The following is a 26,024-nucleotide window of genomic DNA, read 5'->3' as shown; positions in this document are numbered from 1 at the left end:
TGTGTTGATTAAGCTAGAAGCGGGAGATAGCGTTCGTTGATAACATTGACATGGTGAGTGGCATGGCCAACCAGCACAAAGCCAAGGGCCAGCACCGAAATTTTTTGATCCGAACAGGTACCGGTCCGTAGCATCATTTCCTCATCGAAGCTGGTGAACAGAGCAATATTTGACTTTCTGACGGCCGCATACTCATCGTACAGATCGGGAATGGTTCGCCGGGAACCCATCGCCAGTTCACCGAATTTTTCCTGGTCAAAACCAGGTAGTGGCGTTTGGTCATTACGGGACAGCCGCATCGCCCGGTAGCTCATAATGCGTTCGGTGTCAATGATGTGCTGCAAAATATCCTTCACCGTCCATTTGCCGGGAGCATACCGTAGATCACCAAGTTTTTCGAGCGTTTCGGCAGGAATAAGGCTCTCAAATGACGCTCCTTGCGTGAGGGCATCAAGCAACAGCCAGTCATTACCGGCCAGGTTGATATACCGGTCGAAGAATTTCGGCATCACCGGAATGTCAGATTTAGTCATAGTCAGGTTGTATATGGTCAGAAAACAAACTCCCCGAAAGTACTGAACTTTCGGGGAGTTTGCGCGGCTTGTAAAACTGAACCTTTCAGAATTGACTACTTTTTTGTCGTTTTAGGCTTAACGACTGGTGCACTACCAGTTGTGCCTGTGAGCTCACTAACCAGCCGATCCGCTTTGTAGATATAGCGCATGGCAGCAACGATGCCACCCGTATGGACCGAAATAGTCCGATTGGCATCGGGAACGAAGATGAACTCGCCCGGCAAGCTTTCCATGTTGCCATCGAAAGCAAGGCCAACGGCTTCCAGGTTTTTATTGATCATCGGGCTGCCCGAGTTGCCGCCAATGATGTCATTCGTGGAAATGAAGCACATCGGCTGTTTCAATAATTCCATCGGCGGGTTTTTCCAGCGGGTGGGTAAATTCCAGGGGGCCTTGTCGGCAAAAGAATAATTGCGGTCGTACAAACCGGCAAAGGTGGTCAGTATCGGCGCCTTTGTGCCATTGTAATTATACGATTGCACCACGCCATCGTTGATGCGCAGGGAGAAGGTGGCATCCGGCGGCACTGCCGTGCCATACACGTCATACAACATACGCCCCAACTGACCACGCAGCACTTCCTGCTTCTGCGTAATCTGGCGAGCCTGTCGGCCAGCGGCTACATACCGGGGGAAGCCAATTCGCGCCAGGGCCAGCATGGGGTCTTTTGAAACAGCCGCGGCTCCTGGCCGCGTGGCTAACTCACTCACAAAAGCGGGATCGGTCAGTTTGGTATGTTTTACCAGGTAAGCCGCCGTCTCTTTTGGTGTTCGCAGCTTGCCGTCAGCCCCGGTGAGTGCAGCCTTCACATACGGATCATCGTTACCCAGAGCCGTTTGTGCTTCGGCCAGATGAGCGGCCAGATAGGCTTCTTCCAACGCCCGGTTTTTAACAACTGGAGGTTCCATGAGGGAGCGCGCGCGTTCGGCATCCTGCGGACGAGTCGCCAGCAATTCACTGTATTGGCTCACCACGTTGGCAAACGTTAATAACTCGCCCATCGTTCGCTCGCTGGGGGCGAGGTAGTTGACATCTTTAAAAATAGAGCGCAGTTGAGCCGTATTGGTGGCAATATCATCCCAGGTTCTGAGTTGATCAGCCGGTAAGTTTTTGGCTTTGGCAGCCGCCTTGAACTGCTCCTCAAAAACTGCCTTACGAGCCATCAGGCCTGCATCGCGTAACCCATCGAGCTGCCCGCCATAGGCTTTCAGGCTATTTTCGTAACTAAAAATCTCATTCAGAACGCTGTCGCTTTTTGCCGTTTCATTGTACGCCTGCAAGGCCGCAGAGCGATTCCGAAGCAGTTGAATGGTAGCGGGTATTTGCAAATCCCGATCAAACTCAAGTTCGGCAACGGTCTTCAATCGTTCGGTATGGCCCGGGTTACCAATGACGAAAATGGGCTCTCCATCATGAACTCCGTTTGTGTTAAACTTAAAGAAGTGCGTCGTTTTAAGTGGCTTTCCGGCGTCATACACCCGAAAAAACGAACAGTCCAGCGCATAGCGTGGATAAGTAAAGTTATCATAATCGCCACCGAAAAAGCCAAGCTGTAGCTCAGGCATGAACACCAGCCGAACGTCGGTATACCGCTTAAACCCATAAAGCGCATAGCGACCTCCGTTGTAAAACGTGATGGTTTGTAATTCCAGGCCTTTCCAGCCCTCTTTGGCACCGTATTCCTGTTTTACAGCCGAAAAGGCCTGTTCGCGAGCCTGTAGTTGAGCCTGCTCGGAGGTAGCGCTGCTCATGGCATCCTGTATGCGCTTAGTGATGTCCTCGATCTTCACCAGCTGATCCACAAATAAGCCATCGACTTTCCGTTCTTCAGCCAGTGTTTTGGCAAAAAAACCGGTAGCGTTCAGGTCCTCACCTTGGCGGGTTACGCCCGTTCCCGACTCGCGGGCGCAGTGGTGATTGGTCATAACCAGACCATTGCCCGATACGAACGAAGCCGAACAGTAATCGGCAAACCGAAGCGAGGCTAGCCGGGCTTCATCAAACCATTTCTCATCGGCCGTGAACTTATAGGTTTTCTGAAAAAAGGCCGATGGTGGATTATCAAAGGTCCACATCTTGCCCAAGTCAAGTGGTCCGCCTTTACTGGAATCGACTCCGATCGTGGGCGTATTTTGGGCTAAAGCTGAGCCAGTCAATAAGGCAAATACCAGAATGGGTAGCTGAGCAAAACGAAATTTCATAAGCTGCATTGGTTGAATCAGTACTACGTGCTAGAACGTGAATTTACCCCAAACGTTTTGGTTATTCCGGCAATGATTTAGAGACATACGCTGATACTGAAACTTTAATGAACACTTAATCGACCAATTTTAAGCAATCAGGGGCCTGGTTTATCTAACGTATGAAGTTCAAAAAACGAATGCTAACCTTATGAAAACGATAAAATCGCTTGGCTTTTTAGCGGCTCTGTTGCTGATCATTTCGGTGACCAGTTGTGGCCCCACTTATTATACGAACCGGAATACACCCCATTACGGCCACCGTCACTACGGCCCGCCACCACGACCCTATTATGGGAACAGGGGCTATGGCTACGGTAATTATGGCCGTCCGGGCTGGTAAACTAGACCAAAAATCAGGAAAGCGCTTACTTAAACGTAGTAAGCGCTTTTTTTTTGATTACTTATTCCTGGAACTCGCAGGCTTATTTTACACTTCTCTCCCTTGAGGGTACATCCCTCAATGCCACCATTCAACACATACAGTATGAAACAGACACGTTTACTGGTGCCTTTACTCTTCTATGGCCTGCTAAAATCGGTCTCTACGTTTGCACAGCAACCAGCGCCCAACCAGATGGTAAAGCTGGGCAAACATCCGGGTAGCCTTTATTTCACCTGGGGATACAACCGCGACTGGTACACGAAGAGTACGATTCACTTCCGTAATACAACGACCGACAACTACGATTTCACGTTCATTAAGGCCAAAGCGCACGACCGTCCGGACTTACACGATTTCTATAAACTCAATAACCTGACGGTTCCCCAGTACAACATGAATATCGGTTATTTCTTCAACGATAAACATGATCTGGGTATCGAGCTAAGCTGGGATCACCTCAAGTACATCGTTACTGACGATCAGGTTATCCACGTGCAGGGCCAGATCAGAGGACATCAGATTGACAAGGATACCTTGGTGACGCCGGACTTTGTCCATCTGCAACATACCAATGGGAATAACTATTTGATGATCAACCTGGTGAAGCGACAAAAACTATGGCATTCAAAGTATATTGCCTTGAGCGGAATCGGTAAAGTAGGCGCAGGACCTCTTGTCTCGTACACAATCTCTACCGTACTGGGCAACAACGACGAAGGCTATTTCCACTATCACGGCGTGGTAACCGCGCTTAGTGCAGGTCTCCGGCTCGACTTATTCAAGTATTTCTTTTTGCAGACCAACCTTCAGGGGGCCTGGGTCGACTACACAAACACCAAGCTTGGCGCTGACCACCAGGGTCTGGCAACACATCACTTCTACTCGCTCCAGTACATATACGCCTTTGGCTTTAACTATCCGTTAAGCAAATTATAAAGTAGCGGATCGAATAGCTTTTGGCTGTTCGATCCTCAGCTCATCTCATTCTGCGCTACGATTTCCTGACCGACTTTGTCGTCTTTACGGACGAAGGGTCGTATAATGATCCGTGTACCCCGCTCGTATGTAAATAACCGGTATACCCAGTTACTGAAGACGACGAGTTTACTGCGGAAGCCGACCAGATACCAGATGTGAACAAACAGCCAGGCGATCCAGGCAATGAATCCACCCAGGTGAATATTGCCGGGTAAATCGGCGACGGCCCGGCTACGGCCTACAATGGCCAACGAACCTTTGTCGAAGTATTTGAACGGTTCGGTTGGTTCGTTTTTAAGTAAACGGCGCAGGTTTTTGGCTAAATGCTCACCCTGCTGAATGGCGGGTTGGGCAACACCAGGATGGCCTTTGGGGTAATCTTCCAGTTTCATGAAGGCAATATCACCAATGGCAAATACATTGCTTAGCCCCTGCACCCGGTTGATCGGATCGACCAGAATCCGGCCGCGTTCGGTCGATTCGGCCGGAATGCCGTCGATCATGGCACCCGTTACACCAGCCCCCCAAACGAGCGTCTGGGTTTTGATTTGTTCGCCCCCTTTAAAGGTAACGGTCTCTCCATCATAGGATTCGACCAATGTATTCAGTTTTATAATAACGCCCAGATCTTCGAGATACCGTTTTGCCTTCTGGCCGGCCTCATCCGACATGGGTGGCAGGACTTTACCCAGCCCTTCAACGATGTAAATACGCATCTGACTAAAATCCAGACCCGGATAATCGTTGGGCAACACGTGTTTTCGCATTTCGGCCAGAGAGCCCGCCATTTCTACCCCCGTCGGGCCAGCGCCGGCAATCACAAACGTGAGCAAGCTTTCCCGCTCGGCAGGATCGGTTGTGACACTGGCCTGCTCAAAACATTGCAGAAACTGGCTCCTGACGTTAAGTGCCTCCGGAATCGTTTTCAGCGGAAACGAATATTTCTTGATCTGCTCATTTCCGAAAAAGTTGGACTTTGTGCCGCTGGCGATAACCAGGTAGTCGTAGTGCAACTCACCGATCAGCGTCGTTACCGTTTTCGCGGTAGGGTCAATCTTATTAACCCGCACCATTCGGTAGTGGAAATCCTCGAACCCGTCGAACATTTTACGAAAGGGCTCAGCAATGGCATCGGGCTCCAGACCGGCTGTAGCAACCTGGTACAGTAATGGCCAGAAACCATTGTAATTCTGCTTATCGAACAGCACCACTTGCACACCGGTGTTGCGCAGACTTTTGGCTAGATTCATTCCGCCAAATCCACCACCAATAATGACAACGCGGGGCTTGGTCGTAGCAGGTATATTGAGCGAGAGCTTATCGAATTGAAGCATACGGGTAAGGCGTTTGACACACCATTTTTTTCCGACTATAGTACCTTACAATCAGTGGTTTTGTTTCGATTAGCACCTGGAAATTAAGCAATGGACGACCAACCCCATCGTTTCGTTATAGGATTTCTTTCTTAAGCGATGTTAATTGCTCAATTAACCCTGTTAAAGCGGGCTATTCTTATGGTTCGTTCGTCCTTTTGTCGTCACTGTCCCTCTCGTTTATGCTCAATTGTTTACCCAGTTTTTTACTGGTTCTCCTGTCGATCAGTCTGTTAAAAGCCCAAACACCCACCGCTCGCTTCACGATCAGCGGCTATGTGCACGAGACGAGTAGCCAGGAAGCACTTATCGGGGTGAATGTGTACCTGCCCGGCACCACGATTGGTACCACCACCAATACGTACGGATTTTACTCGCTGACCATCCCGGCGCAGGACAGTCTGCAACTGGCTTATTCCTTTGTGGGCTACGACATCGTGAGCCGAACCGTTAGCTTACGGACCAACCAGACGCTTAATATATCGCTGACGCCCGGCCGGGCTCTAACGGAAGTTGACGTGAAAGCCGGACGCCTGACCAATAAAGTCAGCGAGAGCGCCCAGATGAGTTCGATTGATGTACCTGTAAGTCAGATCAAAAAGATACCCGCTTTTCTGGGCGAGAAAGATGTGATGAAAGTATTGCAACTGATGCCGGGGGTACAGAAAGGATCGGAAGGGCAAACGGGTATTTATGTCCGGGGGGGCGGCCCCGACCAGAACTTAATCATTCTGGATGATGCCGTTGTCTACAATGCCAACCACCTGTTCGGTTTCTTTTCGGTTTTCAACGGCGATGCTATTAAGAGTGTCGAGTTGATAAAAGGCGGTTTCCCGGCGCGGTATGGGGGTCGTCTTTCGTCGGTTATCGACCTGAACATGAAAGAAGGGAACCGTGAGAAGCTGCATGGTGAAGGCGGAATTGGCCTGATTGCTTCCCGGCTACTGCTCGAAGGACCGCTGACCAAGAATAAAAAAGCGTCTTTTCTGGTGTCGGGCCGACGGACGTATCTGGATATTATAGCCGCTCCGTTAATCCGGCAACAGTCGGGCGGAACACTAACGGCGGGCTATTATTTTTACGACCTCAACGCCAAAGCAAACTATGACTTCGGGCCAAAAAACAAACTGTATTTAAGTACTTATTTTGGCCGCGACCGGTTTTACGCGAACGACAACTCCGAAAGCACCGACACCGGATTGAGCTGGGGGAACGCCACGGGTACGCTGCGCTGGAACCACCTGTTCAGTCAAAAGTTGTTTTCAAATTTATCGCTGATTTTCAGCGACTATAAATTTCAGATCTCATCGGTCGAAAAGAGTACGCAGGGCACAGATACCTATTCCCTTTTCTATAATTCGGGTATCCGGGATTTTTCGCTAAAATACGACGTCGATTATTACCCTACGCCCCAGCACTCAGTACGCATGGGCCTTCAGAGCACCTACCATCGCTTTACGCCCAGCGCTGTCGTCCTGCAAAATGCGGGGATTAACCAATCGATCAACAATGTCGATAACATCGACGTGCTGGAGTCGGGCATCTATATTGAGGATACCTGGCGTCCATCCAGCCAATTGCGCCTAAATGGAGGACTGCGGCTAAGTTATTTCCAGGTGCAAAAAGCACAATACGTTCGGCCGGAACCGCGCTTATCGGCCGCTTTTACCATCCGGCCAGACTTGTCCATTAAGGCTTCCTATGCGTTAATGAACCAGTACGTTCATCTGCTTTCCAATACGGGCATTGGCCTGCCCACCGATTTGTGGGTGCCCACGACCGATGTTGTCAAGCCACAACAGTCGCAGCAGGTAGCAGTCGGCATTGCCAAAGATTTTTCGACCGGGGGCGCGTTCGCCAAGGGTATTACGCTCACAGTAGAAGGCTATTACAAGGCAATGAACAACATCATCAATTATAAGGAAGGAGCCAGTTTTCTGCTGATCAATGACCCTACGTCGGCCAATAGCGTTCGCTGGGAAGACAATGTTACGGCGGGCCGGGGCTGGTCGTACGGCACCGAAATACTATTACAGAAAAAAGTTGGTCGATTCTCTGGCTGGGCTGGTTATACGCTCTCCTGGACGCAATGGCAATTTGCCGAACTCAACGACGGACGCCCTTATTACCCACGCTACGACCGTCGGCACGATATTTCACTAGTTGGTATTTATGAACTCAATAAGCATATCACCTTGTCGGCAACCTGGGTATATGGTACGGGCAATGCCTTGACTGTGCCGGTAGGCCGTTTTGGTACGTACCGGGCCAGCAACGCATTGGTGTATGGCGGTAATCCGGGCATTAACCAGACGTATTTTCAGAACGTGCGCACATCAGACGATTATGGTATGCAGAAGAATAGCTTCCGGGCTGAGCCTTACCATCGTTTCGACGTAGGTATTCAGTTTCACAAACAGAAAAAGCACCACGAACGAACCTGGGAGGTTAGTTTTTACAATCTCTATAACCGCCGAAATCCGTTTTTCTACCGACTCGAATCGGTGGCTGCCACATCGACAGTGCCCGCCCGAACGGCCCTGTTTCGTTATTCCGTTTTTCCGATTGTTCCGGCAATCAGTTATACTATCAAATTCTAATGCACTTAGTTAATCGAGTCTATTTTGCTATCATTTGCCTGGCCTGCTGCCTGATTATGGCGGGGCTATTGGGTGGTTGCAGCAGCCTGCGAAATGAAGTTGATCCCAGCCAGTTAGGCCTGGCATCGCCGAAACTAGTTGTCAGTGGCTTCTTATCCCCCCAGGATACAGTTCTGGCTATCAAACTGACCCGTTCAAGTACGGTGGTGGGCGATAGCCTCGATCTGTTACAAACAGGAAACGACATTACCGATGCCACGGTGACGCTGTCTGATGGCAACAAGTCCGTCCAGTTACAGTACACCCGTACGCACCCTACCGATTCGACAGCGCAGTCCTACTACCGCGCCAGTGCCCGCTTGTTGCCCATCGTTACTGGCCAGACATATACCCTTTCGGTGCTGACGGCCAATGGTCAGCGAGCCACGAGCCGTTGTACCATACCGGCCCCGGTTAAACCAACGGCAATCACGTTCGATTCACTAACGCAAACCCAGGGGCGTTCGCTTTCTCGCCGGTATTTTGTCAAGACGTTTTGGCCGGACCCCGCCGGTCAGGCTAATTACTACCAAGTAGCCGGTTATTTTCGCTACCAAAGTCAGCTAGATCAACTGGGCAACTTTCCCTTAACCATTGACGATGATAATCGAGGCTTTTTCTCCGACGAGGGTTTGGACGGCACGACCATAGTTTCGGGCCGTTCTTTTCTGACATCAACCACATTCATGCCGAACGAATCGACCAATTTTTACGGCCAGTATAAAAAAGCGTTGGTAACCGTCAACCTGATGAGTGTTGAGCAGACCTACTACCGATTCCAGACTGCCGTAATCCGGCAGCGACGTGTGCGCAATAATCCCTTTGCCGAACCCGTACTGATTCCGACTAACATCGAAGGGGGGCTGGGTTGCTTCGCCGGTTACAATAACTCGATTACCACGTTTAATCTGAAATAGAACAGCCCCGACTTCCAGAAGAAATCGGGGCTGTTCTGTCAAGGCCAACCTATAGTCAGCTACCGTTTTTTATACATCCTGCGTTGCGCTGTGAATAATTTCGGTCTGTTTCCGAATTGATTCCATGTGGATGATCTTGTAGATTTCTTCCACTAGTTCAGGATACAGGTTCAATTTTTTACCCAGCTCGGTACGCGTTTTCAGAATCTCTTTCCAGCGATCTGGCTGGAACAGCGTTACGTTATTGTCGCGCTTGTATTCAGCAAGACGCTCCACGAGCGCCATCCGTGCGCCCAGCATTTCAACAATCTGCCGATCGACGTTATCAATATTGCGACGCGACTGTTCAACAAAACTCTGGAACTCCAGATTTTGCGATTCTACCTGCCGAATCTGCAGATGATCGAGCATGTCACCGAAAGCGGCCGGTGTCAACTGCTGAGCCGCATCGCTCCAGGCTTTATCTGGATCGATGTGCGATTCAACAATCAGACCATCGTAATTGAGGTCCATGGCCATTTGAGCCAATTCGTTCAGGTAAGCCCGTTTCCCCGCCATGTGGCTAGGATCGCCAATGAGTGGCAATTGAGGGAAGATCGACTTCAGCTCAATGGCCATCTGCCACATTGGTACGTTGCGATACTTGCTGGCTTCGCCCGTGGCAAAGCCCCGGTGAATAGCCCCCAGTTTGCTGATCCCGGCTCCGGCAAGACGCTCGAATGCACCAACCCACAGGGCCAGATCGGGATTGACCGGATTTTTCACCAGTACAGGTACATCTACTCCACGCAGGGCATCGGCAATTTCCTGTACATTGAATGGGTTAACTGTCGTACGGGCCCCTACCCACAAAATATCAACACCATATTTCAGCGCGAGTTCGATATGCTCGGGTGTAGCGACTTCAACCGCAAACGGCAGACCCGTTTCGGCTTTAGCGCGTTGAATCCAGGGTAAAGCGGCTTCGCCCATACCCTCGAAACTACCCGGCCGGGTGCGGGGTTTCCATACGCCCGCACGGATGACGTGAACCGCGTTCAGTTCTTTCAACTGGCGAGCGGTCTCAACTAATTGATCTTCGGTCTCTGCGCTGCAGGGGCCTGCAATGATCAGAGGTTTGCCGTTGGTATCAATCCAGGATCCAAGCGGCTCTACGGCTAATTCTACTTTCATACTAAACGCTTAATCTAAGAGTAACAGGGCTACTCTATGGGGAACTTTCAATTTAATTTTGTGGTATATTTGTATGGGAATTGGCTGTTTTTCAAGCCGGTTCCTTCATTTGTCTATAACCGTTTTTAGTTTGTCGAACCAAGCCGTGTTGGCATTTTAACCGATTGACCGAAATTTCGTTATATATTTCGGTCGTGTTAAGCGACACGCACTTAAGCTATGCTAGTAGCACCGCCCAAACGGAGCACTGATATGTCAAACCGAAGTAATTTAATGCCGGAGACTGTCCAGGGCCTTACAGACTTAAAGCCGAACACACGCCCCTTATCATTTGAGGACACTTCGATTGCTTTTTCGTCCCAGTCGGATTTCAAACTCCGAAAGACCTACTGGTTATTTGCGTTGATGAATAAGGGATGGCTGGTAAATTTAGGGACTTTTTTTATAAAGATCGCCCTTCGTTTACGTCTCCCCATCAAATTCCTCATTAAAAACACTATTTTCGAACAATTTTGTGGGGGAGAGAGTATCCAGGATTCTGAAAAAACAATTCAGACCCTGCACAAGGTTCACGTGGGAACGATCCTTGACTATTCCGTTGAGGGTGAGGAAACTGAAAAAAGTTTCGACGAGACAACGCTCGAAATTCTTCGCACCATCGAGCGCGCCAGCGAATCCAACGACATTCCATTTTCTGTATTCAAAGTAACCGGTATTGCCTCTACCGAGCTGCTGGAAGCCATTCAAATTGGCGATTCACTGAAGAAAGACCAAAAAGCTGAATTTGACCGCGTTATGAAGCGCGTAGACACAATCTGTCAGCGAGCTCATGAACGCAATGTGCGTGTGTTTATCGACGCTGAGGAAAGCTGGATCCAGGACACGATTGACACGTTGGCCTACGAGATGATGGACCGCTATAACCACGAGCGCCCCATCGTATACAATACGTACCAGATGTACCGTTGGGAAACAATGGCACACCTTCGTCGGGATACGGCCGAGGCAAAGGCAAAGGGTTACTACCTGGGCGTCAAGCTGGTACGGGGTGCCTATCTGGAGAAAGAGCGTCTGCGGGCACATGAGGAGGAATATCAGGATCCTATTCAGGCCACTAAAGAGGATACCGATATTGCGTTCAATGAAGCCATTGACTTCTGCCTCCAGAACCGCGAAACCATTTCCATATGCCTGGGTACGCACAATGAAGAAAGCTGTCAGTACTGTGTCCAGCACATGAGCCAGATGGGTATCGAGCCTGCAGACAGGCATATTTATTTTGCGCAGTTGCTGGGCATGAGTGACAATATCTCGTATAATCTGGCCAATGCCGGTTATAACGTTGCCAAATACGTGCCTTACGGACCGGTTGAAGCGGTTATGCCTTATTTGTTCCGTCGGGCCGACGAGAATAAGTCAATTGCCGGCCAAAGCAGCCGGGAGTTTACGTTAGTAAGTAATGAATTGAAGCGCCGTAAGGGCTGTAAGTAACCGAGTATACATAGACAGCAAGGCCCCGATTAAGTGATCGGTACCTTGCTGTATTTTTTATTATGATTCAGAAAAGCCCCTATAAGTTTTTCCTGCTGACATTCCTGCTGATTGCACTCGATCAGGGCGTTAAGCTGGCAGTACATTATTACATGGCTCCCGGCTTTGCGGGTCAGATTAAAGTGGCGGGCGACTGGCTCAAGCTCCACTACGTCTTGAATCCAGGAATGGCATTTGGCATGCAACTGGGCCATGAATATGGCAAACTTCTGCTCAGTATTTTCCGCCTGTTTGCGATGGTCGGCATTGGCTATTACCTGGTCAATCTGGCCCATCGGGGAGCACCGAATGGCTTGTTATGGGCCATGGCCATGATTTTGGCCGGAGCTGTTGGCAACGTTATTGACAGCACGTTTTATGGCGTTTTTCTGAACAATGCTCCTTATGGATCGCCCACACCCTGGTTTCACGGTCAGGTGATCGACATGATCTTTGTGGATGTCTGGGAGGGTTTTATTCCCGAATGGGTGCCGGTCTGGGGTGGACAGTACTACTCGACGCCTATTTTCAACGTGGCTGACTCCTGTATTTTCGTGGGTGTCTGCATCATTTTGTTTTTCCAGCGACGTTTCTTTGGCGAGCCACCTTTTGAGGATAGCCTTTTACCGATTACAGGCCCCGACGCCACCGAAGCCTCTGTACTGCCTGCTTCCGAACTAGTCGACGAAGAACCAGCGCCAAAACCAGCCGATGCCAACAGCGAATCACTAACTGACGATAGCCAGCAGCCAACGCCGGAGTCGGTCTGGCCTGAAGAGCCGAAACGCTCCGAATAACGGAAAGCTCAACTCCAGCAGCAATGGCTAACTATAGTTCTCTGTCTTCTGAATAACGGTTGAACTCTCTATACTGAAAAAGCCCGTACCGGAATCCGGTACGGGCTTTTTCAGTATAGAGAGTTCCCGAATTGGCCGGAAAAACTTTATTATTTACTTCCGCCTGCCTGACCGCTCGACAATAGATTGAAGAACTGATCCAGTTTAGGTGTGATGATAATTTCCGTACGACGGTTCTGCTGACGTCCCATCGCTGTGCTGTTATCATCTTTAGGCGCGAACTCCGACCGGCCACCAGCTGTCAGGCGCTCAGGGGCCACAGCAAATTTAGATTGCAGCGTCCGAACAACGGACGTAGCCCGTAGAGCACTCAAATCCCAGTTATCTTTGATAGCAGCCGTTGAAATGGGAACAGCATCCGTATGCCCTTCAACCAGGATGTCCAGATCTTTGTGATCGTTGACTACCTTAGCTACTTTGCCTAACACGACTTCAGCTTTTGGCGTAATGTCGTAGCTACCCGATTTGAACAGCAATTTGTCAGATATCGAGACGTAAACGACACCTTTTTTCACTTCAACCTGAACGTCCTGATCGTTGATATCGTCCAGCGACCGTTTCAGACTCATTACCAGGGCCAGGTTCAGTGAATCTTTTCGCTGGATGGTCGAGTTCAGATTGTTGGTGTACTTCGTTTGCTCATTGAGGGTTTCGAGCGATTTTTTGATGCTCTCAGCTCCTGACTTACTCACGATAGACAAATCCGACATCCGATCCAGGAGGTTCGTGTTTGTCTTTTTGAGGTAATCGACTTGCGCTTGCAAATCGTTCACTTGTTTGTCTCTACCCTGCAGATCGGTGTCTTTAGCCGATAATTGTGTCCGCAGAGTAGCGGTACGTTGATCACAGTCGTTCAGAGACGCAACGGCTTTATCGCGGGCATCCTGCAACGCTTTAATTTCGGCCATGCGTTTCTTACTATTACAGGAAGCTAACATTGCTACGGCCGCAAAAAGAATCAATACTCGTTTCATAGTACTGGAGGAGTTAACGAAAAGTTAGGTTTGAATGATAAATGCTGAGAATGAACGGCACTAATCGTTATGCAAAAGTAACGCATTCCGGCCAATCGTCTTTACATCATTTTAATCTAAAACTATTCTGACTATATATTTTTCTTATCTACTACCCAATTTTTTAAAAACTGTTTATTGTCTGTTCATGTCGTACGCATCGAATCGGTAGTTTAGCGTTACTCTATCCTTATTATTCGAACTCACTTATGTAGCATGAACAAATTAGTAGTAGGCATTCTGGCTGGAATGAGTCTGGCAGCACAGGCCCAATCGGGTAAAGAAATTATGTATGTCGGGACCTATTCGCTTCGGGGCAGCGAAGGTATTTACGTATTTGAATTTGATCGCAAAACGGGTTCTATGCAACCTGTGCAATCCGTTTCAAATGCCAAGAGCCCTTCTTTTCTTGCTATTCACCCATCAGGCAAATATTTATACTCCGTAAACGAAGGAGCCGACAAACTGGGTGGAGTCAGTTCGTACGCGATCGATAAAGCAACCGGCAAGCTGACATTTGTCAACGGCCAGTCTTCGCTTGGTTCCGGGCCTTGTCATATCAGGGTCGATAAGACAGGTAAAACGGTTTTTGTTTCCAATTATGGTGGTGGTAGTCTGGCCGTACTGCCGGTCAATGCCGATGGGAGTCTGGCAGCACCTACCGACAGTGTTCAGGATGTGGGTACCGGCCCCAACGCACAACGCCAGGACAAGGCTCACGTTCACTCGGCAACGCTTGCGCCCGACAATCGCTTTTTGTACGTAGCGAATCTGACAACCGATAAGCTCAACATCTTCGATATAGATACCAAAGCCAGTACGGTAAAGCCAGCCGCGACACCATACGTAGCGGTAAAGCCCGGCTCCGGCCCGCGTCATTTCACCTTTCACCCGAACGGCAAGTATGCTTACCTGGTGGAGGAGCTGACCTCAACGGTAGCGGTCTTCTCCAGAAATGCAAAAACCGGTGCCTTGACCCTGATCGACGATAACGTGAAGACGCTTCCTGACGGCTTCAGTGGCCAGAACACAAGCGCAGACATTCACATTGATCCGTCGGGCAAATTTCTTTATTTCTCGAATCGGGGCGCAAATACACTCGCCATTTTTGCCATTGGTCCCGATGGGCGGCTGACGAAAGTGGGGGATCAATCAACGGAAGGAAAAACGCCCCGTAACTTCCTGATCGATCCAAAAGGTGATTTCGTTTTCGTGGCGAATCAGGACACAGACAATATAACGATCTTCAAACGAGACCAAAAAACGGGCAAACTGACATATACCGGCCAATCGGTGAAGGTTCCAGCTCCGGTATGTGTGCTCATGGCGGGCAACTAGGATTTTTGCCGTAACGAATAACGCACTAATTTGCCTGTTGTATCACTTACGATCAACTCAAAACCCAATACTCAATGAAATACTGCATTGCATTTTGCTTCATCGTGGCGGCCTTTGCCTTCACGGCACCAACCAAAACAATTAAGCTGTTCAACGGAAAAGACCTCACTGGCTGGAAAATCTACGGCACCGAAAAATGGTATGTCGACAATGGCGAACTCGTTTGCGAAAGCGGCCCGGACAAAAAATACGGCTATCTGGCCACGGAGAAGCATTACAAAAACTTCGATCTGACGCTGGAATTCAAACAGGAAGCCAACGGAAATAGTGGCGTATTTTTCCGTTCTACCATCGAAGGCACCAAAGTTAGTGGCTGGCAGGTAGAGGTTGCCCCTCCTAACCACGATACGGGCGGCATTTACGAATCCTACGGTCGGAACTGGCTTGTTCAGATTCCCGACGAGAAAGAAAACATCCTGAAACCCACCGAATGGAATAAGCTCCGCATTCGGGTGGAGGGCGATCATGTTCAAACTTTCCTGAATGGCACGCAGATGGTCGATTTCACAGATGAAAAAATCGGCAAAGGTGAAGGCTCCGTAGCACTACAGATTCACGACGGTGGCGGCATCAAAGTCCGCTGGAAAAATTTCAAACTACAGGAATTGTAGTACTTACGGAGCGTGTCCCTCCGGTGCAGACTGGAGGGACACGCTCTTTTTTAATGCGCCATCCCCTGGCGACAATAAGCTGACTTTTGTACGCCGTTATTCACACCCGCTTCATCAACAAGTAATCCATCAATGAACACATCTACAAAAGGAAAAATCATTCATTTTCTGCTACTGGCTGCCCTTGTTTCTCCAGCAGGAGGACAATCGCAGCCAGTATTGCCCACGCCTAGATTTGCCTTTGCGGAGCCAAGCCTTTCTCCCGACGGCGCAGAAGTTGCGTTTGTCTCGGGCGGTGATATCTGGACAGTGCCCACCGCTGGCGGAGAAGCCCGACTACTGGTTTCCCACCCCGATAACGAATCGCGGCCACTTTATTCGCCCGATGGCAAGTATCTGGCATTTGTCTCGTCTCGTACAGGCAACGGCGATATCTATCTGCTAACCCTGGAAACCGGAGCCATAAAACGGCTTACCTACGATGATGGAGCCGAGATGCTCAATGCCTGGTCGCGGGATGGGAAGATGGTTTATTTTCAATCAACCAGCCGGGATATTGCCGGCATGAACGACATCTACCGCGTCTCAGTAGCGGGTGGTACGCCAATGGCCATTACCGCCGACCGGTATGCCAACGAATTTTATGGCGCTCCCTCGCCAGATGGTAAAACACTGGCCTTTTCGGCCCGGGGAATTGCCTCCAACCAATGGTGGCGGAAAGGCCACAGCCACCTCGACGAAACCGAACTTTGGCTATACCATACCGATGCAAAAAAAGCCGGTTCGGCTTACGAACGCGTTACCGAAGGTGGCGCGAAAGAGCTTTGGCCGATGTGGAGTCAGGATGGCAAATCGCTCTTTTACGTTTCGGACCGTACGCAGGGGCAAAACCTTTGGGCACACCCGTTGGGAGGAAAACCCAGCATGCTCACGACATTTACGAATGGCCGGGTTCTGTGGCCATCCATCGGGTACGATGGCAAAACCATTGTGTTTGAGCGCAACTTTCAGCTCTGGAAATACGACATTGCCAGCCGCCAGGCCGCACCGATCGCCGTTCGGCTTCGGGGCGTAGCCGCCAGCCCGGCTGTTGAACGGCTGAAACTAACAAATCAATTCCGGGAGCTTAGCCTGTCGCCAGATGGCAAAAAAGTAGCTTTTATCGCTCATGGCGAAGTGTTTGCCGCTTCAACCAAAGAGGGGGGCGATGCAACCCGAATCAGTCATAGTGCAGCTAATGAATCACAACCCGTCTGGACACCCAACAGCCGCAGTCTGGTGTACACGTCAACGCGTGACGGTGCGTCACACCTCTACCGGTATGACTTTGCCACCCGCGACGAGACGCGCCTGACAGACGGTTCGCTGGACGACGGTTCGCCGGTATTCTCGCCCGATGGCAAGTCACTCGCCTACGTTCGGAATGGGCAGGAACTGCGTGTTTTGGACCTAGCAAACAAGAAAGATCGCTTGCTGAAGAGAGCCTATCTCGGCCGACCGCCTTTTGGTTCAAATGGCTCGGTTGTCTGGTCACCGGATGGAAAGTGGATTGCGTTTGCCGCGTACGGCGCAAAAACCTTCCGAAATATTTCTATCATTCCAGCGGCTGGTGGCGAAAGTAAACCCGTTAGTTTTCTGGCCAATACCTTTGGTGGTAATGTAAGCTGGAGCCCCGATGGAAAATACATCCTGTTCGGGACGACCCAGCGTACCGAAACCGCTCAGATTGCCCGTATTGACCTGGTACCTCGTTCGCCTAAATTCCGCGAAGATCAATTTCGGGATTTGTTCAACGAAGAAGTACCCAAAACGCTAAAGCCAGTGCCGACATCGCCCGCTATTGCAAAAACGGCTACTCGCGACACCAGTTCAGTCGCCCTTGGCGACACGGCCAAACTAGGCCGGGCTGGCGCGACAAAGATTGTCTTCGAGGATATTCGGCAACGGTTGAGCCTATTGCCGGTAGGCGTCGACGTTGATGCTCATTCGATCAGCAAGGATGGAAAAACATTGCTGCTAATTGCCACCGTGGCGGGTCAGCAAAATTTATATACGTACTCACTCGATGAGCTGGGCCGCGATCAAAGCGTAGCCCGGCAATTAACCGCTACGGCAGGCAGTAAAAACGGAGCGCAGTTCTCGCCCGACGGCAAAGAAATCGTTTACCTGGAGCAGGGCAGAATCCAATCCATTACGCTGGACAAGCGCGAGCCTAAACCGCTTGCCGTAACGGCTGAAATGGACGTCGATTTCGGTGAGGAAAAAGTACAGGTTTTTCGGCAAGCATGGGACATTCAGAACAAAGGGTTTTATGATTCCACCTTTCACGGGGTCGACTGGAAGGCGATCCGGGCGGAGTATGAACCGCTGGCGACTGGTTCCCGAACACCCGACGAATTACGTCGGCTGATTAGCCTGATGCTGGGGGAGCTGAATGCATCGCACTCGGGCATCTCTGGCCCAGCCGGTTCGGTTCAGACAACCACCGGCCGACTTGGGTTACGGTTTGACCGGGCCGAGTATGAAAACACCGGCAAGCTGAAAATTACCGAAGTCATCGCCCTGAGTCCGGCCGCCCTATCAGGAACGATCAAACCGGGCGACTACTTACTGGGCGTCGACGATACGAAAATTACCGCCACGACCAATCTCGATCAGTTGCTGGAAAACCAGATTAACCGTCGCCTTTCGCTCCTGATTGCCTCATCGCCCAGCGCCCCACCGCAGGAAGTAACGGTTCGCCCGGTTAATCTGACGACCGAAAAGGGATTGCTGTATAAACAATGGGTACAACAACAACGCCAGTACGTGGAGAAAGTCAGCGGTGGCCGGCTTGGTTACGTGCACATGTACGATATGTCGGCCGAATCACTGGCGCAGTTGAGCCTCGATCTGGATGCCGATAATCACGCCCGAGAGGGTGTCGTAGTCGATGTTCGTAACAACAATGGAGGATTCGTCAACGCCTATGCACTGGATGTGTTTACGCGCAAAGGTTACTTGACCATGACTTCGCGCGGCCTCCCGGCAGCTCCGGCACGGACTCAGTTGGGCCAGCGGGCGCTGGAAACGCCGACGATTTTGGTAACAAACCAACACTCGCTTTCCGATGCGGAAGACTTCACGGAGGGTTATCGAACGCTGAAACTAGGCAAGGTAGTGGGCGAACCGACGGCAGGCTGGATTATTTTTACCTCAGCCGCCCAACTCATCGATGGCTCAAACCTGCGGCTACCTTTCTCGAAGATTACGGATAATACAGGCAAAAACATGGAGTTGGCTCCCCGCCCGGTCGACATTGCCGTATCGCGTCCCATTGGCGAAAGTTTTACGGATAAAAATATACAGCTAGACACCGCCGTAGCCGAACTGATAAAGGAACTGAATGAGGATAAATCCTCAAAGTTGAGCACGGGAAAATAGGGATTTTACCCCCGCTAACGTAATGGGCCCGGCCTTTCTTTGATTCGAGAGGTTGGGCCCATTACGTTAGAACTCATTGCCCGGGCTATGCCTTATTTCACCCGATCAAACACAAATAAATCAGCAAATGCCCAATTTCCATCCTTCTGCTGACCGCGCTGAATGGCTAGTTGATCCTTCCCCCGTTTCTCATAGATGATCCGAATCGATCCATCCTCTTTCTCGAACAGCGCCTTTTCCTTACCGGCTTCGATAAACTTGTAGCGATCCGATTTATCTTTCTCCTCCTGCCCGATTAGCCCAGGTTTGAAATGTTTGACCAGCACGACGGGTCCTTGTTCGGTCTGCTCAAAAATCAGCATTTCGTACATGCTAACTTTGTTATCTTTCATCATCCGCATGAAACCCGTCAAATTATCACCGACGGGGGCTATCCAGGCCGCTTCGATGGGACCGCCATTGAAGGTTCCCCGCCAGCGGCCCTCCATAAAACTAACGTCGGCCAGGCTACCGGCTTTAGCTGTTGTTTGGGCCTGAACTGTTGGAACGGCTAAAAAGCAAAAGAGAAATAGAACGGGCAGGAAGTAGTTTTTCATTGACTTTATCTGGTTGGTTTTATTGGATAAAAACGATAACTCAACTTATATCTACCTACCCATCCCGGAATCATTTCCTGCTTAAAAAAACAACCTTCCCCTTCAGTTCTGTGTTTATAGGGGTAATTAGTAGCGATCATTCACCTGTAGATACCCGCCTTACAGAACATGGACTTTATCGATTATTATAGCGTTCTGGGCATACCGAAAACGGCCTCGGACGAAGATATAAAGAAAGCCTACCGCAAACTGGCTCGGAAACACCACCCCGATCTGAACCCGAATGATGCGGAGGCCAATAAAAAATTTCAGCAGATCAATGAAGCGAATGAGGTACTGAGCGATCCCGAAAAACGCAAAAAATACGATCAGTACGGTAAAGACTGGCAACATGCCGATCAGTTCGAGCAGCAACGGCAGCAACAGCGTTCACGTCCGCAATACGCTCAGGGCGATACGGGCGAGTACGACTTCTCCGACGGCTTCGGCGGGGCAGATTTCTCGGACTTTTTTGCCTCTATGTTTGGTCAGGATGCAGGACCGCGTGGTAGTCGCCAGCAGGCTAAATTTCGCGGACAGGATTATCAGGCAGAGCTACATCTGAACCTGAAAGATGCTTACACGACACACAAACAAACGCTAACGATCGATGGTAAGAACATTCGGATCACCGTACCGGCAGGCATTGAAAATGGTCAGAAGATAAAGCTGACAGGTTATGGCGCTCCGGGCGTGAACGGCGGCCCCGCTGGCGACTTATACATCACGTTCGTTATCGCCGACGATAGTCGCTACAAGCGCAAGGGCAACGATTTGTACGTCGATGAAGAGATTGACCTGTACACCGCGCTACTGGGTGGCGAAAAAATTATTGAAACGCTGGACGGCAAAGTGAAGCTGACCGTTCCGCCCGAAACCCAGAATGGCCGAAAAGTAAGGCTAAAAGGCAAAGGATTTCCCGTTTACAAACAGGAGGGTTCGTTTGGTGATCTGTATATGCAATGGCAGGTAAAACTTCCTACCGGTCTCACCGACGAGCAAAAAGATCTCTTCCGACAACTAGCCAGTATGTAAAAACCGTTTTTGGCGATACGGCTTTTGTCGAAATCGTGTCCTAAAAATCAAAATTTCTTTTCCTATGCAGCCCGATCACCTTATTCCCGTCCGTGAATTCTGCGTACACAATCAGGTCGAAATCACGTTTATTCAATTTTTGGCGCAGCAGGGCCTTGTTGAAACCGTAGCCATTGAACAGGCCGTCTACATTCAGTCCGAGCAGCTTCCGCGCCTGGAAAAATTCGTTCGGCTTCACCAGGAGCTGGCCATTCACCCCGATGATCTTGATATTGTGAATGATTTACTGGATCGGATGGCTGACCTTCAGCATGAGGTCGCACGACTACAGAACCGACTACTCTTTTACGAACAATAAGGCATACGTTCAGCCAGGTCAGAATGGATGGACGCAGAGCAGTAGCCTTCGAAAAGGCATTCTTCATACGGGAGCGATGGGCAAATAATGGATGGCCGTGTATATTAGCCTGATCAAGCGCTAAAATTCCCTTTCGATGCCGTTCCGTTACTGCTTATTCACCACTATTCTGCTCACTATTGCTCAGTCGGTAATGGCCCAGACACCCAAACGCCCCCGCGAGTATGGCATCCGGTTTGGAGTGCTACCGACAGGTCCACTGAATGCGATCACCGATGTGCCGGGAGTTCTCGTCGGGCAGGTAACGCTGAAGCAGGACCAAGCTATTCGCACGGGTGTTACAGCCATTCTTCCTCATAGCGGCAACCAGTTCCAGCAGAAAAACCCGGCCGCCATTTACATCGGAAATGGATTTGGTAAACTGATGGGCTACAGCCAGATTGACGAATTGGGTACGCTCGAAACGCCGATCATTTTGACCAATACACTCAGCGTGCCCACCGCTGCAGATGCATTAATTGACTACACACTAGCTCAGAAAGGTAATGAACAGGTTCGGTCGGTGAACGCGGTGGTGGGCGAGACCAACGATGGCTATTTAAACGACATCCGTGGGCGGCATGTGACGAAACAGCATGTACTCGATGCCCTGAAGCAGGCAAAAACAGGTGCTGTTGCCGAAGGAAACGTTGGCGCCGGAACGGGCACGGTTTGCTTCGGCTTTAAAGGTGGCATCGGCACGTCGTCGCGCAAATTACCGGCATCGCTGGGTGGCTATACGGTCGGAGCGCTGGTACAAACGAACTTTGGCGGGGTTTTACAGATTGCCGGTGTACCAATTGGCGTGGCCTTGGGCCGATATGACTTTAAAAAAAATCTGGATGGCTCGTGCATGATGGTTATCCTGACCGATGCTCCCCTAGACGCCCGTAATCTCAAGCGGCTGGCTAAACGGGCGTTTATGGGCCTCGCCCAAACGGGTGGTATTGCCTCGAACGGCAGCGGAGATTATGTCATTGCCGTATCGACTGCCTACCAAATTCAGCACGAATCAGCCAGTTCGTTCGATGAGCAGAAAGTTCTGCGGAATGATAGCGTTTCACCACTATTTATGGCTGCCATTGACGCAACCGAAGAGGCCATTATCAACTCCTTGTTTGCCGCCCAAACACTCACCGGCGATCAGGGCCACCAGGTCGAGCAGCTGCCAGTCGACAAGGTTGTGGAATTGATCAAGAAAGCAGGCCAACTGCATTAATCGATTTCTGCTAGCTACGCTTCAGGGTCGCCTGGCCATTTCGTATGGCTAGTTTTACTAACCCGTACACAACCAATCCCACGACAATTGTGGCTACTGTCCATTTCAGATTGGTCAGCAGCGAGCAAAATGCAGTAACAACCGGCGACGTCTTTGGGTAAATTTTGAGCAGATAGACGATGCAACTGTTCTCCAGCAGATCAAAAATTAACAGGCTAATGGGCAGTACATTGACCAGCCGGAAAGAGGTGTACGTCCGATGCCTGAATAGCAACGTCAATAAGACACAGAGTAAAAAAGTATAGACAAAGGCATAGGCAACGTCGATAGTCAATTCGCCCTGGGCATAAATTGCCCGGCCCTTGTCTCCATACGCGCCAATCATTTTGCTAATCCTGGCCGGGTTATATCCAACCAGCAAATCGACGGGGCCAATAGGCTGGCCCGCCTGTGCGTTGATGGTAGCATCTAAATTTTTCAAGAAATAGGCCGGGAAAGGGATGTAAAAAACAACAGCCAGCCACAATACTCTCCAGGACGAAATACGATAAAAGAAAGTAGATACAGCAGTCAGCATGGCGTTAAGGCTAGACGTGGGAGCACACGACCTATCAATAAACCACTAATTCTTTAATGCTTACTACCAACTCACCTTTAGTTTACTGAGCGGTGGTTGTCTATCCCTCCTGCCTGCCTTCTGCTACTCGCCATAGTATAAGGGCAAGGCCTGCAAAGGCCAGTGCACCCAGCAACATATAGCCACCCTCGCCCAAAGCTCCGCTCAGAAACGGCTCCAGTGTAAGCTGCTGTAGCCCGTTGTAAATTGATTCGTTAACCGACAACAACGCCACGGCAACGCCCGCCAGGGCTCCTCCCGCAACCAGCCCTGTTGCAAACAGATTTCCTTTTCCTAAATCAGCATCCTCTTCGACAGTCCCTTTTTGTTTGGCGTTCCAGTCAACGATGGCTTTCACCAGTCCACCCGCAAAAATGGGCAATGTGGTCGACAGGGGTAAGTACAGCCCTACCGCAAAGGCCAGCGCACTGACACCACACAGCTCGAAAACGAAGGCAATGAACACGCCGACCAGCACGAATTGCCAATCGAGGTTGAACGACAACAGTCCTTTAATAAGCGTAGCCATCAGCGTTCCCTGTGGTGCTGGAAACTTGTCGGAGCCAATGGCGTGGGTAATTCCCTGCGCCAGCAGATCAGGCGTGGGTGTGTCCAGAATTTTCACCGTTGCCCCAACAACCAGTGATGAGACAATGACGCCAATAAACAAAGCCATTTGCTGGTACTTGGGCGTAGCACCAACGATGTAACCCGTTTTAAGATCCTGTGAGGTAGCCCCGGCATTGGCAGCCGCCACACAAATCATGCTCCCTACCACCAGCACAGCCGGTTCGAAGGCTTTCCCTGTTAGCCCAAAACCGATAAAAATGAGGGCTGTACCCATAATGGTAGCAATGGTCATCCCCGACACCGGGGATGAACTCGAGCCAATCAGTCCAACTATGCGGCTGGCAACGGTTACGAAAAAGAACCCAAAAACAATGACGAGTACGGCAATCAGTAATTTAGTCAGCACCGAATCCCCCGGAATCTGGGGCAATACGACCATCAATATGGCTAGCACAATACTCCCGATAATGACAATGCGAACGTTCAAATCCTGCTCTGTGCGGGCAATGGCGCTCTTACCGCTCAAGGCTTCCTCGGTTTCCATGGCATTAATAGACGCCCGGCTGAAACTTTGCCGAAACGACGAGATAATGGTTGGAATCGTTTTGATAAGGGTCATAAATCCACCAGCCGTAACCGCTCCGGCACCAATTTGCCGGATATAGGCCCGATAAACGGCGGCAGCCGTATCCGTAAACGTGTGCGTTGCGGGATTCCAGCCGCCCGGTCCACCCGCCGTTTGAAGGTCGGCCAAATAACCGAGTTTCTGTAGCTGTAGCGCAATGGTGTCGCCCGGCACAACAGAGGCTAGCAACGGAATGAGGCCAAGCCACGCCAGAATACCGCCACCAACCAGCACGGCCGAGATACGGAAACCAATAATATAGCCCACACCCAAGTATTCCGGCGTTATCTCACCCGACACCTGCGCTGATGGAAAGTAACGATTAGCCTGCTTCGTTGCCCAAACCGGCACCTCGGCAATGATGTGCATCACCTTTTGCAAAAAAGCGTATAGTAAGGCTGTTCCTAAACCCAGGTAAGCTGTTTTCGCAAAGTCGCCCCCTTTCTCGCCCGCAATCAGGACCGATGCACAGGCCGTTCCTTCAGGATAGGGCAATGTTCCGTGTTCCTGCACAATCAGCGACCGCCGGAGCGGAATCATCATCAGCGTACCGATCAGCCCACCCAGAATGGCCAGCGTAAGAATTGTCCAGTAATTGAAGAAGTCAGCACCGGTACCATTTGTTAGAAACAGGAAGCCAGGCATGGTAAAAACAACCCCCGAGGCAATGCTCTCCCCTGCCGATCCGGTGGTTTGGATGATGTTGTTTTCGAGAATAGTCGTATTGAGGAACCGGCGGCCCAGCGAGATAGCGAGTACGGCTATTGGAATGGAGGCCGATACGGAAAGGCCCGCTTTTAAGGAAAGGTAGACGGTGGCAGCCCCGAACAAAACGCCAAATACAGAACCGGTTATAATCGCTTTAAGGGTAAACTCGGCGGGTGATTCCGTGACGGGCACAAACGGTTTATGGGCAGGCGTTGGTAAGGACATTATCTTAAGGTTTATTGAGCTTCATTCCTGAACCCAACAAAGTAAGACATTCTCCAAACATACCGAACGACACTCGCTAACTTTATTGAAGCACCCGCGTCGTGTATTTATCCATTACATCGCTAGGATGAATGTCAAGTACGTGAGCCAGCACCAGCAAAACCAGCGTTCGGGATGCGATGCGACGTGAGATACCAGCAATGGACGCAAACAGATCCACCGTTATGCTATTGTGTTCACCAAGGTGCTGCATCAGCTTGCGCTCTTTTTCGCCGTAATGGAAGCGAATGTCGCGCTCAGCCTGTTCGCCCTTCAGGATCTCGCGCACTTCGCGGCTGGCCTGAACAGACTTGTCGCCCACACGCACGTAGGCTTTCTTGTTGTCGGGTTCGGCCGGATCAGGAATGATGTAATGTGGACGGGTCGGACTGCGTGGCACACGAATGACCAGCACTTCACGCTCGTCGTAAAGCTGCACCCGTTCGATGGTGTAGGAAATGCGCGGAAAACAGAATTTGTTGATGGCCCGGACGAGCAGGTATTCGTCCTCATCGGCGTATTTCAATCCCGGAATTTTCTTGTCGTCTCCGACACCGATGAGCATGACCCCTCCGTTTGTATTAGCGAAGGCGACCACGCCCCGAATAATTTTTTCGGGATGATTTGTTTTCAGCTTGAACTCTAAATTGCTACCCTCTCCCCGTTTGACCAGGTTCTTGAGTGCTTGATAGTCCATAACCGATGGGTTCATCTGGTTGACAACTGACTCCCGATAAAGATACGGCTTTTCCACAAACTTGCAATTATTTGGCTCGTATCTCTACTTTGCCATGAAATCCGGGTTTACTGGTGTCAACTTTTTGATGCCACAAACCGTTAGCC

21 protein-coding genes are annotated in these 26,024 nt (G+C 50.4%); 12 read left to right on the top strand and 9 right to left on the bottom strand.

The window, feature by feature from the left end:
• Positions 1-8: 8 nt before the first annotated feature.
• The gene (locus ACYU8Y_RS10020) at positions 9-533 is read right to left on the bottom strand and encodes a DinB family protein (RefSeq protein ID WP_460936714.1); all 525 of its coding nucleotides are present in this window, start codon (positions 531-533) and stop codon (positions 9-11) included.
• A gap of 95 nt (positions 534-628) precedes the next feature.
• Positions 629-2,785 (bottom strand): S46 family peptidase, encoded by a 2,157-nt coding sequence (locus ACYU8Y_RS10015; protein ID WP_460936712.1) that lies wholly within the window; start codon positions 2,783-2,785, stop codon positions 629-631.
• Positions 2,786-2,966: 181 nt separating this feature from the next.
• On the opposite strand from ACYU8Y_RS10015, the gene ACYU8Y_RS10010 reads away from it, so the two are divergent.
• Both ACYU8Y_RS10010 and ACYU8Y_RS10005 read left to right on the top strand, forming a co-directional pair.
• Complete coding sequence (locus tag ACYU8Y_RS10010; protein WP_460936710.1) at positions 2,967-3,158, top strand: hypothetical protein; 192 nt, start codon at positions 2,967-2,969, stop codon at positions 3,156-3,158.
• Between the two features lie 144 nt (positions 3,159-3,302).
• Positions 3,303-4,136 carry a hypothetical protein gene (locus tag ACYU8Y_RS10005; protein ID WP_460936708.1) on the top strand — a complete coding sequence of 278 codons (834 nt, stop codon included), beginning with the start codon at positions 3,303-3,305 and terminating at the stop codon, positions 4,134-4,136.
• Between the two features lie 35 nt (positions 4,137-4,171).
• Here ACYU8Y_RS10005 and ACYU8Y_RS10000 read toward each other — a convergent pair whose 3' ends face one another.
• Complete coding sequence (locus tag ACYU8Y_RS10000) at positions 4,172-5,512, bottom strand: NAD(P)/FAD-dependent oxidoreductase (protein WP_460936706.1); 1,341 nt, start codon at positions 5,510-5,512, stop codon at positions 4,172-4,174.
• A gap of 221 nt (positions 5,513-5,733) precedes the next feature.
• On the opposite strand from ACYU8Y_RS10000, the gene ACYU8Y_RS09995 reads away from it, so the two are divergent.
• Together ACYU8Y_RS09995 and ACYU8Y_RS09990 are read left to right on the top strand one after the other, a co-directional pair.
• Positions 5,734-8,151: a TonB-dependent receptor gene (locus ACYU8Y_RS09995; protein ID WP_460936704.1), complete on the top strand. Its 2,418-nt coding sequence runs from the start codon at positions 5,734-5,736 to the stop codon at positions 8,149-8,151.
• Entirely contained in the window at positions 8,151-9,107 is a 957-nt protein-coding gene (locus ACYU8Y_RS09990) for a DUF4249 domain-containing protein (RefSeq protein WP_460936702.1), read from the top strand. The genes ACYU8Y_RS09995 and ACYU8Y_RS09990 overlap by 1 nt, the downstream gene beginning before the upstream one ends.
• 69 nt (positions 9,108-9,176) lie before the next feature.
• Here ACYU8Y_RS09990 and ACYU8Y_RS09985 read toward each other — a convergent pair whose 3' ends face one another.
• The gene (locus ACYU8Y_RS09985) at positions 9,177-10,280 is read right to left on the bottom strand and encodes a chorismate mutase (RefSeq protein WP_460936700.1); all 1,104 of its coding nucleotides are present in this window, start codon (positions 10,278-10,280) and stop codon (positions 9,177-9,179) included.
• A gap of 273 nt (positions 10,281-10,553) precedes the next feature.
• On the opposite strand from ACYU8Y_RS09985, the gene ACYU8Y_RS09980 reads away from it, so the two are divergent.
• Positions 10,554-11,771, top strand: coding sequence for a proline dehydrogenase family protein (locus tag ACYU8Y_RS09980; protein ID WP_460939014.1), 1,218 nt, complete (start codon positions 10,554-10,556; stop codon positions 11,769-11,771).
• 62 nt (positions 11,772-11,833) lie between these two features.
• Positions 11,834-12,607 (top strand): lipoprotein signal peptidase, encoded by a 774-nt coding sequence (locus ACYU8Y_RS09975; protein ID WP_460936698.1) that lies wholly within the window; start codon positions 11,834-11,836, stop codon positions 12,605-12,607.
• Positions 12,608-12,756: 149 nt separating this feature from the next.
• On the opposite strand, the gene ACYU8Y_RS09970 is transcribed toward ACYU8Y_RS09975, so the two are convergent.
• Entirely contained in the window at positions 12,757-13,641 is an 885-nt protein-coding gene (locus ACYU8Y_RS09970) for an OmpA family protein (RefSeq protein ID WP_460936696.1), read from the bottom strand.
• A gap of 255 nt (positions 13,642-13,896) precedes the next feature.
• Between ACYU8Y_RS09970 and ACYU8Y_RS09965 the strand changes: the two genes are divergently transcribed.
• The 3 genes from ACYU8Y_RS09965 to ACYU8Y_RS09955 all read left to right on the top strand — a co-directional run bounded on the left by ACYU8Y_RS09965 (position 13,897) and on the right by ACYU8Y_RS09955 (position 19,112).
• Positions 13,897-15,018: a lactonase family protein gene (locus tag ACYU8Y_RS09965; RefSeq protein WP_460936694.1), complete on the top strand. Its 1,122-nt coding sequence runs from the start codon at positions 13,897-13,899 to the stop codon at positions 15,016-15,018.
• Positions 15,019-15,092: 74 nt separating this feature from the next.
• Complete coding sequence (locus ACYU8Y_RS09960) at positions 15,093-15,689, top strand: 3-keto-disaccharide hydrolase (protein WP_460936692.1); 597 nt, start codon at positions 15,093-15,095, stop codon at positions 15,687-15,689.
• A 132-nt stretch (positions 15,690-15,821) separates the two neighbouring features.
• Positions 15,822-19,112 (top strand): S41 family peptidase, encoded by a 3,291-nt coding sequence (locus ACYU8Y_RS09955; protein WP_460936690.1) that lies wholly within the window; start codon positions 15,822-15,824, stop codon positions 19,110-19,112.
• A 92-nt stretch (positions 19,113-19,204) separates the two neighbouring features.
• Here the strand turns inward: ACYU8Y_RS09955 and ACYU8Y_RS09950 are convergent, their stop codons facing one another.
• Positions 19,205-19,708 (bottom strand): DUF6265 family protein, encoded by a 504-nt coding sequence (locus ACYU8Y_RS09950; RefSeq protein ID WP_460936688.1) that lies wholly within the window; start codon positions 19,706-19,708, stop codon positions 19,205-19,207.
• Positions 19,709-19,876: 168 nt separating this feature from the next.
• Between ACYU8Y_RS09950 and ACYU8Y_RS09945 the strand changes: the two genes are divergently transcribed.
• From ACYU8Y_RS09945 to ACYU8Y_RS09935, 3 genes are all read left to right on the top strand, one after another.
• On the top strand, positions 19,877-20,782 hold the full coding sequence (locus tag ACYU8Y_RS09945) for a DnaJ C-terminal domain-containing protein (protein ID WP_460936686.1): 906 nt from the start codon (positions 19,877-19,879) through the stop codon (positions 20,780-20,782).
• Positions 20,783-20,846: 64 nt separating this feature from the next.
• Positions 20,847-21,140: a chaperone modulator CbpM gene (locus ACYU8Y_RS09940; RefSeq protein WP_460936684.1), complete on the top strand. Its 294-nt coding sequence runs from the start codon at positions 20,847-20,849 to the stop codon at positions 21,138-21,140.
• Between the two features lie 136 nt (positions 21,141-21,276).
• Positions 21,277-22,398: a DmpA family aminopeptidase gene (locus ACYU8Y_RS09935; protein WP_460936682.1), complete on the top strand. Its 1,122-nt coding sequence runs from the start codon at positions 21,277-21,279 to the stop codon at positions 22,396-22,398.
• A 10-nt stretch (positions 22,399-22,408) separates the two neighbouring features.
• On the opposite strand, the gene ACYU8Y_RS09930 is transcribed toward ACYU8Y_RS09935, so the two are convergent.
• The 3 genes from ACYU8Y_RS09930 to ACYU8Y_RS09920 all read right to left on the bottom strand — a co-directional run bounded on the left by ACYU8Y_RS09930 (position 22,409) and on the right by ACYU8Y_RS09920 (position 25,893).
• Positions 22,409-22,975 (bottom strand): hypothetical protein, encoded by a 567-nt coding sequence (locus ACYU8Y_RS09930; RefSeq protein ID WP_460936680.1) that lies wholly within the window; start codon positions 22,973-22,975, stop codon positions 22,409-22,411.
• A gap of 100 nt (positions 22,976-23,075) precedes the next feature.
• Positions 23,076-25,142, bottom strand: a complete 2,067-nt coding sequence (locus ACYU8Y_RS09925) for an OPT family oligopeptide transporter (protein ID WP_460936678.1) — start codon at positions 25,140-25,142, stop codon at positions 23,076-23,078.
• An 82-nt stretch (positions 25,143-25,224) separates the two neighbouring features.
• Positions 25,225-25,893: an AlbA family DNA-binding domain-containing protein gene (locus ACYU8Y_RS09920; protein WP_460939012.1), complete on the bottom strand. Its 669-nt coding sequence runs from the start codon at positions 25,891-25,893 to the stop codon at positions 25,225-25,227.
• Between the last annotated feature and the right edge of the window lie 131 nt (positions 25,894-26,024).

The organism is Spirosoma humi (genome assembly GCF_054776575.1).
The sequence above is the reverse complement of the archived record's forward strand: the minus strand, read 5'-3'. Positions and strand labels throughout refer to the sequence as shown.

Excerpts from the sequence above, each read along its gene's own strand:
- ACYU8Y_RS09980 (WP_460939014.1), top strand. The coding sequence starts at position 10,554 with ATGCCGGAGACTGTCCAGGGCCTTACAGACTTAAAGCCGAACACACGC.
- ACYU8Y_RS10020 (WP_460936714.1), bottom strand. The coding sequence starts at position 533 with ATGACTAAATCTGACATTCCGGTGATGCCGAAATTCTTCGACCGGTAT.
- ACYU8Y_RS09965 (WP_460936694.1), top strand. The coding sequence starts at position 13,897 with ATGAACAAATTAGTAGTAGGCATTCTGGCTGGAATGAGTCTGGCAGCA.
- ACYU8Y_RS09920 (WP_460939012.1), bottom strand. The coding sequence starts at position 25,893 with ATGAACCCATCGGTTATGGACTATCAAGCACTCAAGAACCTGGTCAAA.
- ACYU8Y_RS09930 (WP_460936680.1), bottom strand. The coding sequence starts at position 22,975 with ATGCTGACTGCTGTATCTACTTTCTTTTATCGTATTTCGTCCTGGAGA.
- ACYU8Y_RS10000 (WP_460936706.1), bottom strand. The coding sequence starts at position 5,512 with ATGCTTCAATTCGATAAGCTCTCGCTCAATATACCTGCTACGACCAAG.
- ACYU8Y_RS09970 (WP_460936696.1), bottom strand. The coding sequence starts at position 13,641 with ATGAAACGAGTATTGATTCTTTTTGCGGCCGTAGCAATGTTAGCTTCC.
- ACYU8Y_RS09995 (WP_460936704.1), top strand. The coding sequence starts at position 5,734 with ATGCTCAATTGTTTACCCAGTTTTTTACTGGTTCTCCTGTCGATCAGT.
- ACYU8Y_RS10005 (WP_460936708.1), top strand. The coding sequence starts at position 3,303 with ATGAAACAGACACGTTTACTGGTGCCTTTACTCTTCTATGGCCTGCTA.
- ACYU8Y_RS09955 (WP_460936690.1), top strand. The coding sequence starts at position 15,822 with ATGAACACATCTACAAAAGGAAAAATCATTCATTTTCTGCTACTGGCT.
- ACYU8Y_RS09950 (WP_460936688.1), bottom strand. The coding sequence starts at position 19,708 with ATGAAAAACTACTTCCTGCCCGTTCTATTTCTCTTTTGCTTTTTAGCC.
- ACYU8Y_RS09935 (WP_460936682.1), top strand. The coding sequence starts at position 21,277 with ATGCCGTTCCGTTACTGCTTATTCACCACTATTCTGCTCACTATTGCT.
- ACYU8Y_RS09925 (WP_460936678.1), bottom strand. The coding sequence starts at position 25,142 with ATGTCCTTACCAACGCCTGCCCATAAACCGTTTGTGCCCGTCACGGAA.
- ACYU8Y_RS10015 (WP_460936712.1), bottom strand. The coding sequence starts at position 2,785 with ATGCAGCTTATGAAATTTCGTTTTGCTCAGCTACCCATTCTGGTATTT.
- ACYU8Y_RS09960 (WP_460936692.1), top strand. The coding sequence starts at position 15,093 with ATGAAATACTGCATTGCATTTTGCTTCATCGTGGCGGCCTTTGCCTTC.
- ACYU8Y_RS09990 (WP_460936702.1), top strand. The coding sequence starts at position 8,151 with ATGCACTTAGTTAATCGAGTCTATTTTGCTATCATTTGCCTGGCCTGC.
- ACYU8Y_RS09940 (WP_460936684.1), top strand. The coding sequence starts at position 20,847 with ATGCAGCCCGATCACCTTATTCCCGTCCGTGAATTCTGCGTACACAAT.
- ACYU8Y_RS09975 (WP_460936698.1), top strand. The coding sequence starts at position 11,834 with ATGATTCAGAAAAGCCCCTATAAGTTTTTCCTGCTGACATTCCTGCTG.
- ACYU8Y_RS09985 (WP_460936700.1), bottom strand. The coding sequence starts at position 10,280 with ATGAAAGTAGAATTAGCCGTAGAGCCGCTTGGATCCTGGATTGATACC.
- ACYU8Y_RS09945 (WP_460936686.1), top strand. The coding sequence starts at position 19,877 with ATGGACTTTATCGATTATTATAGCGTTCTGGGCATACCGAAAACGGCC.
- ACYU8Y_RS10010 (WP_460936710.1), top strand. The coding sequence starts at position 2,967 with ATGAAAACGATAAAATCGCTTGGCTTTTTAGCGGCTCTGTTGCTGATC.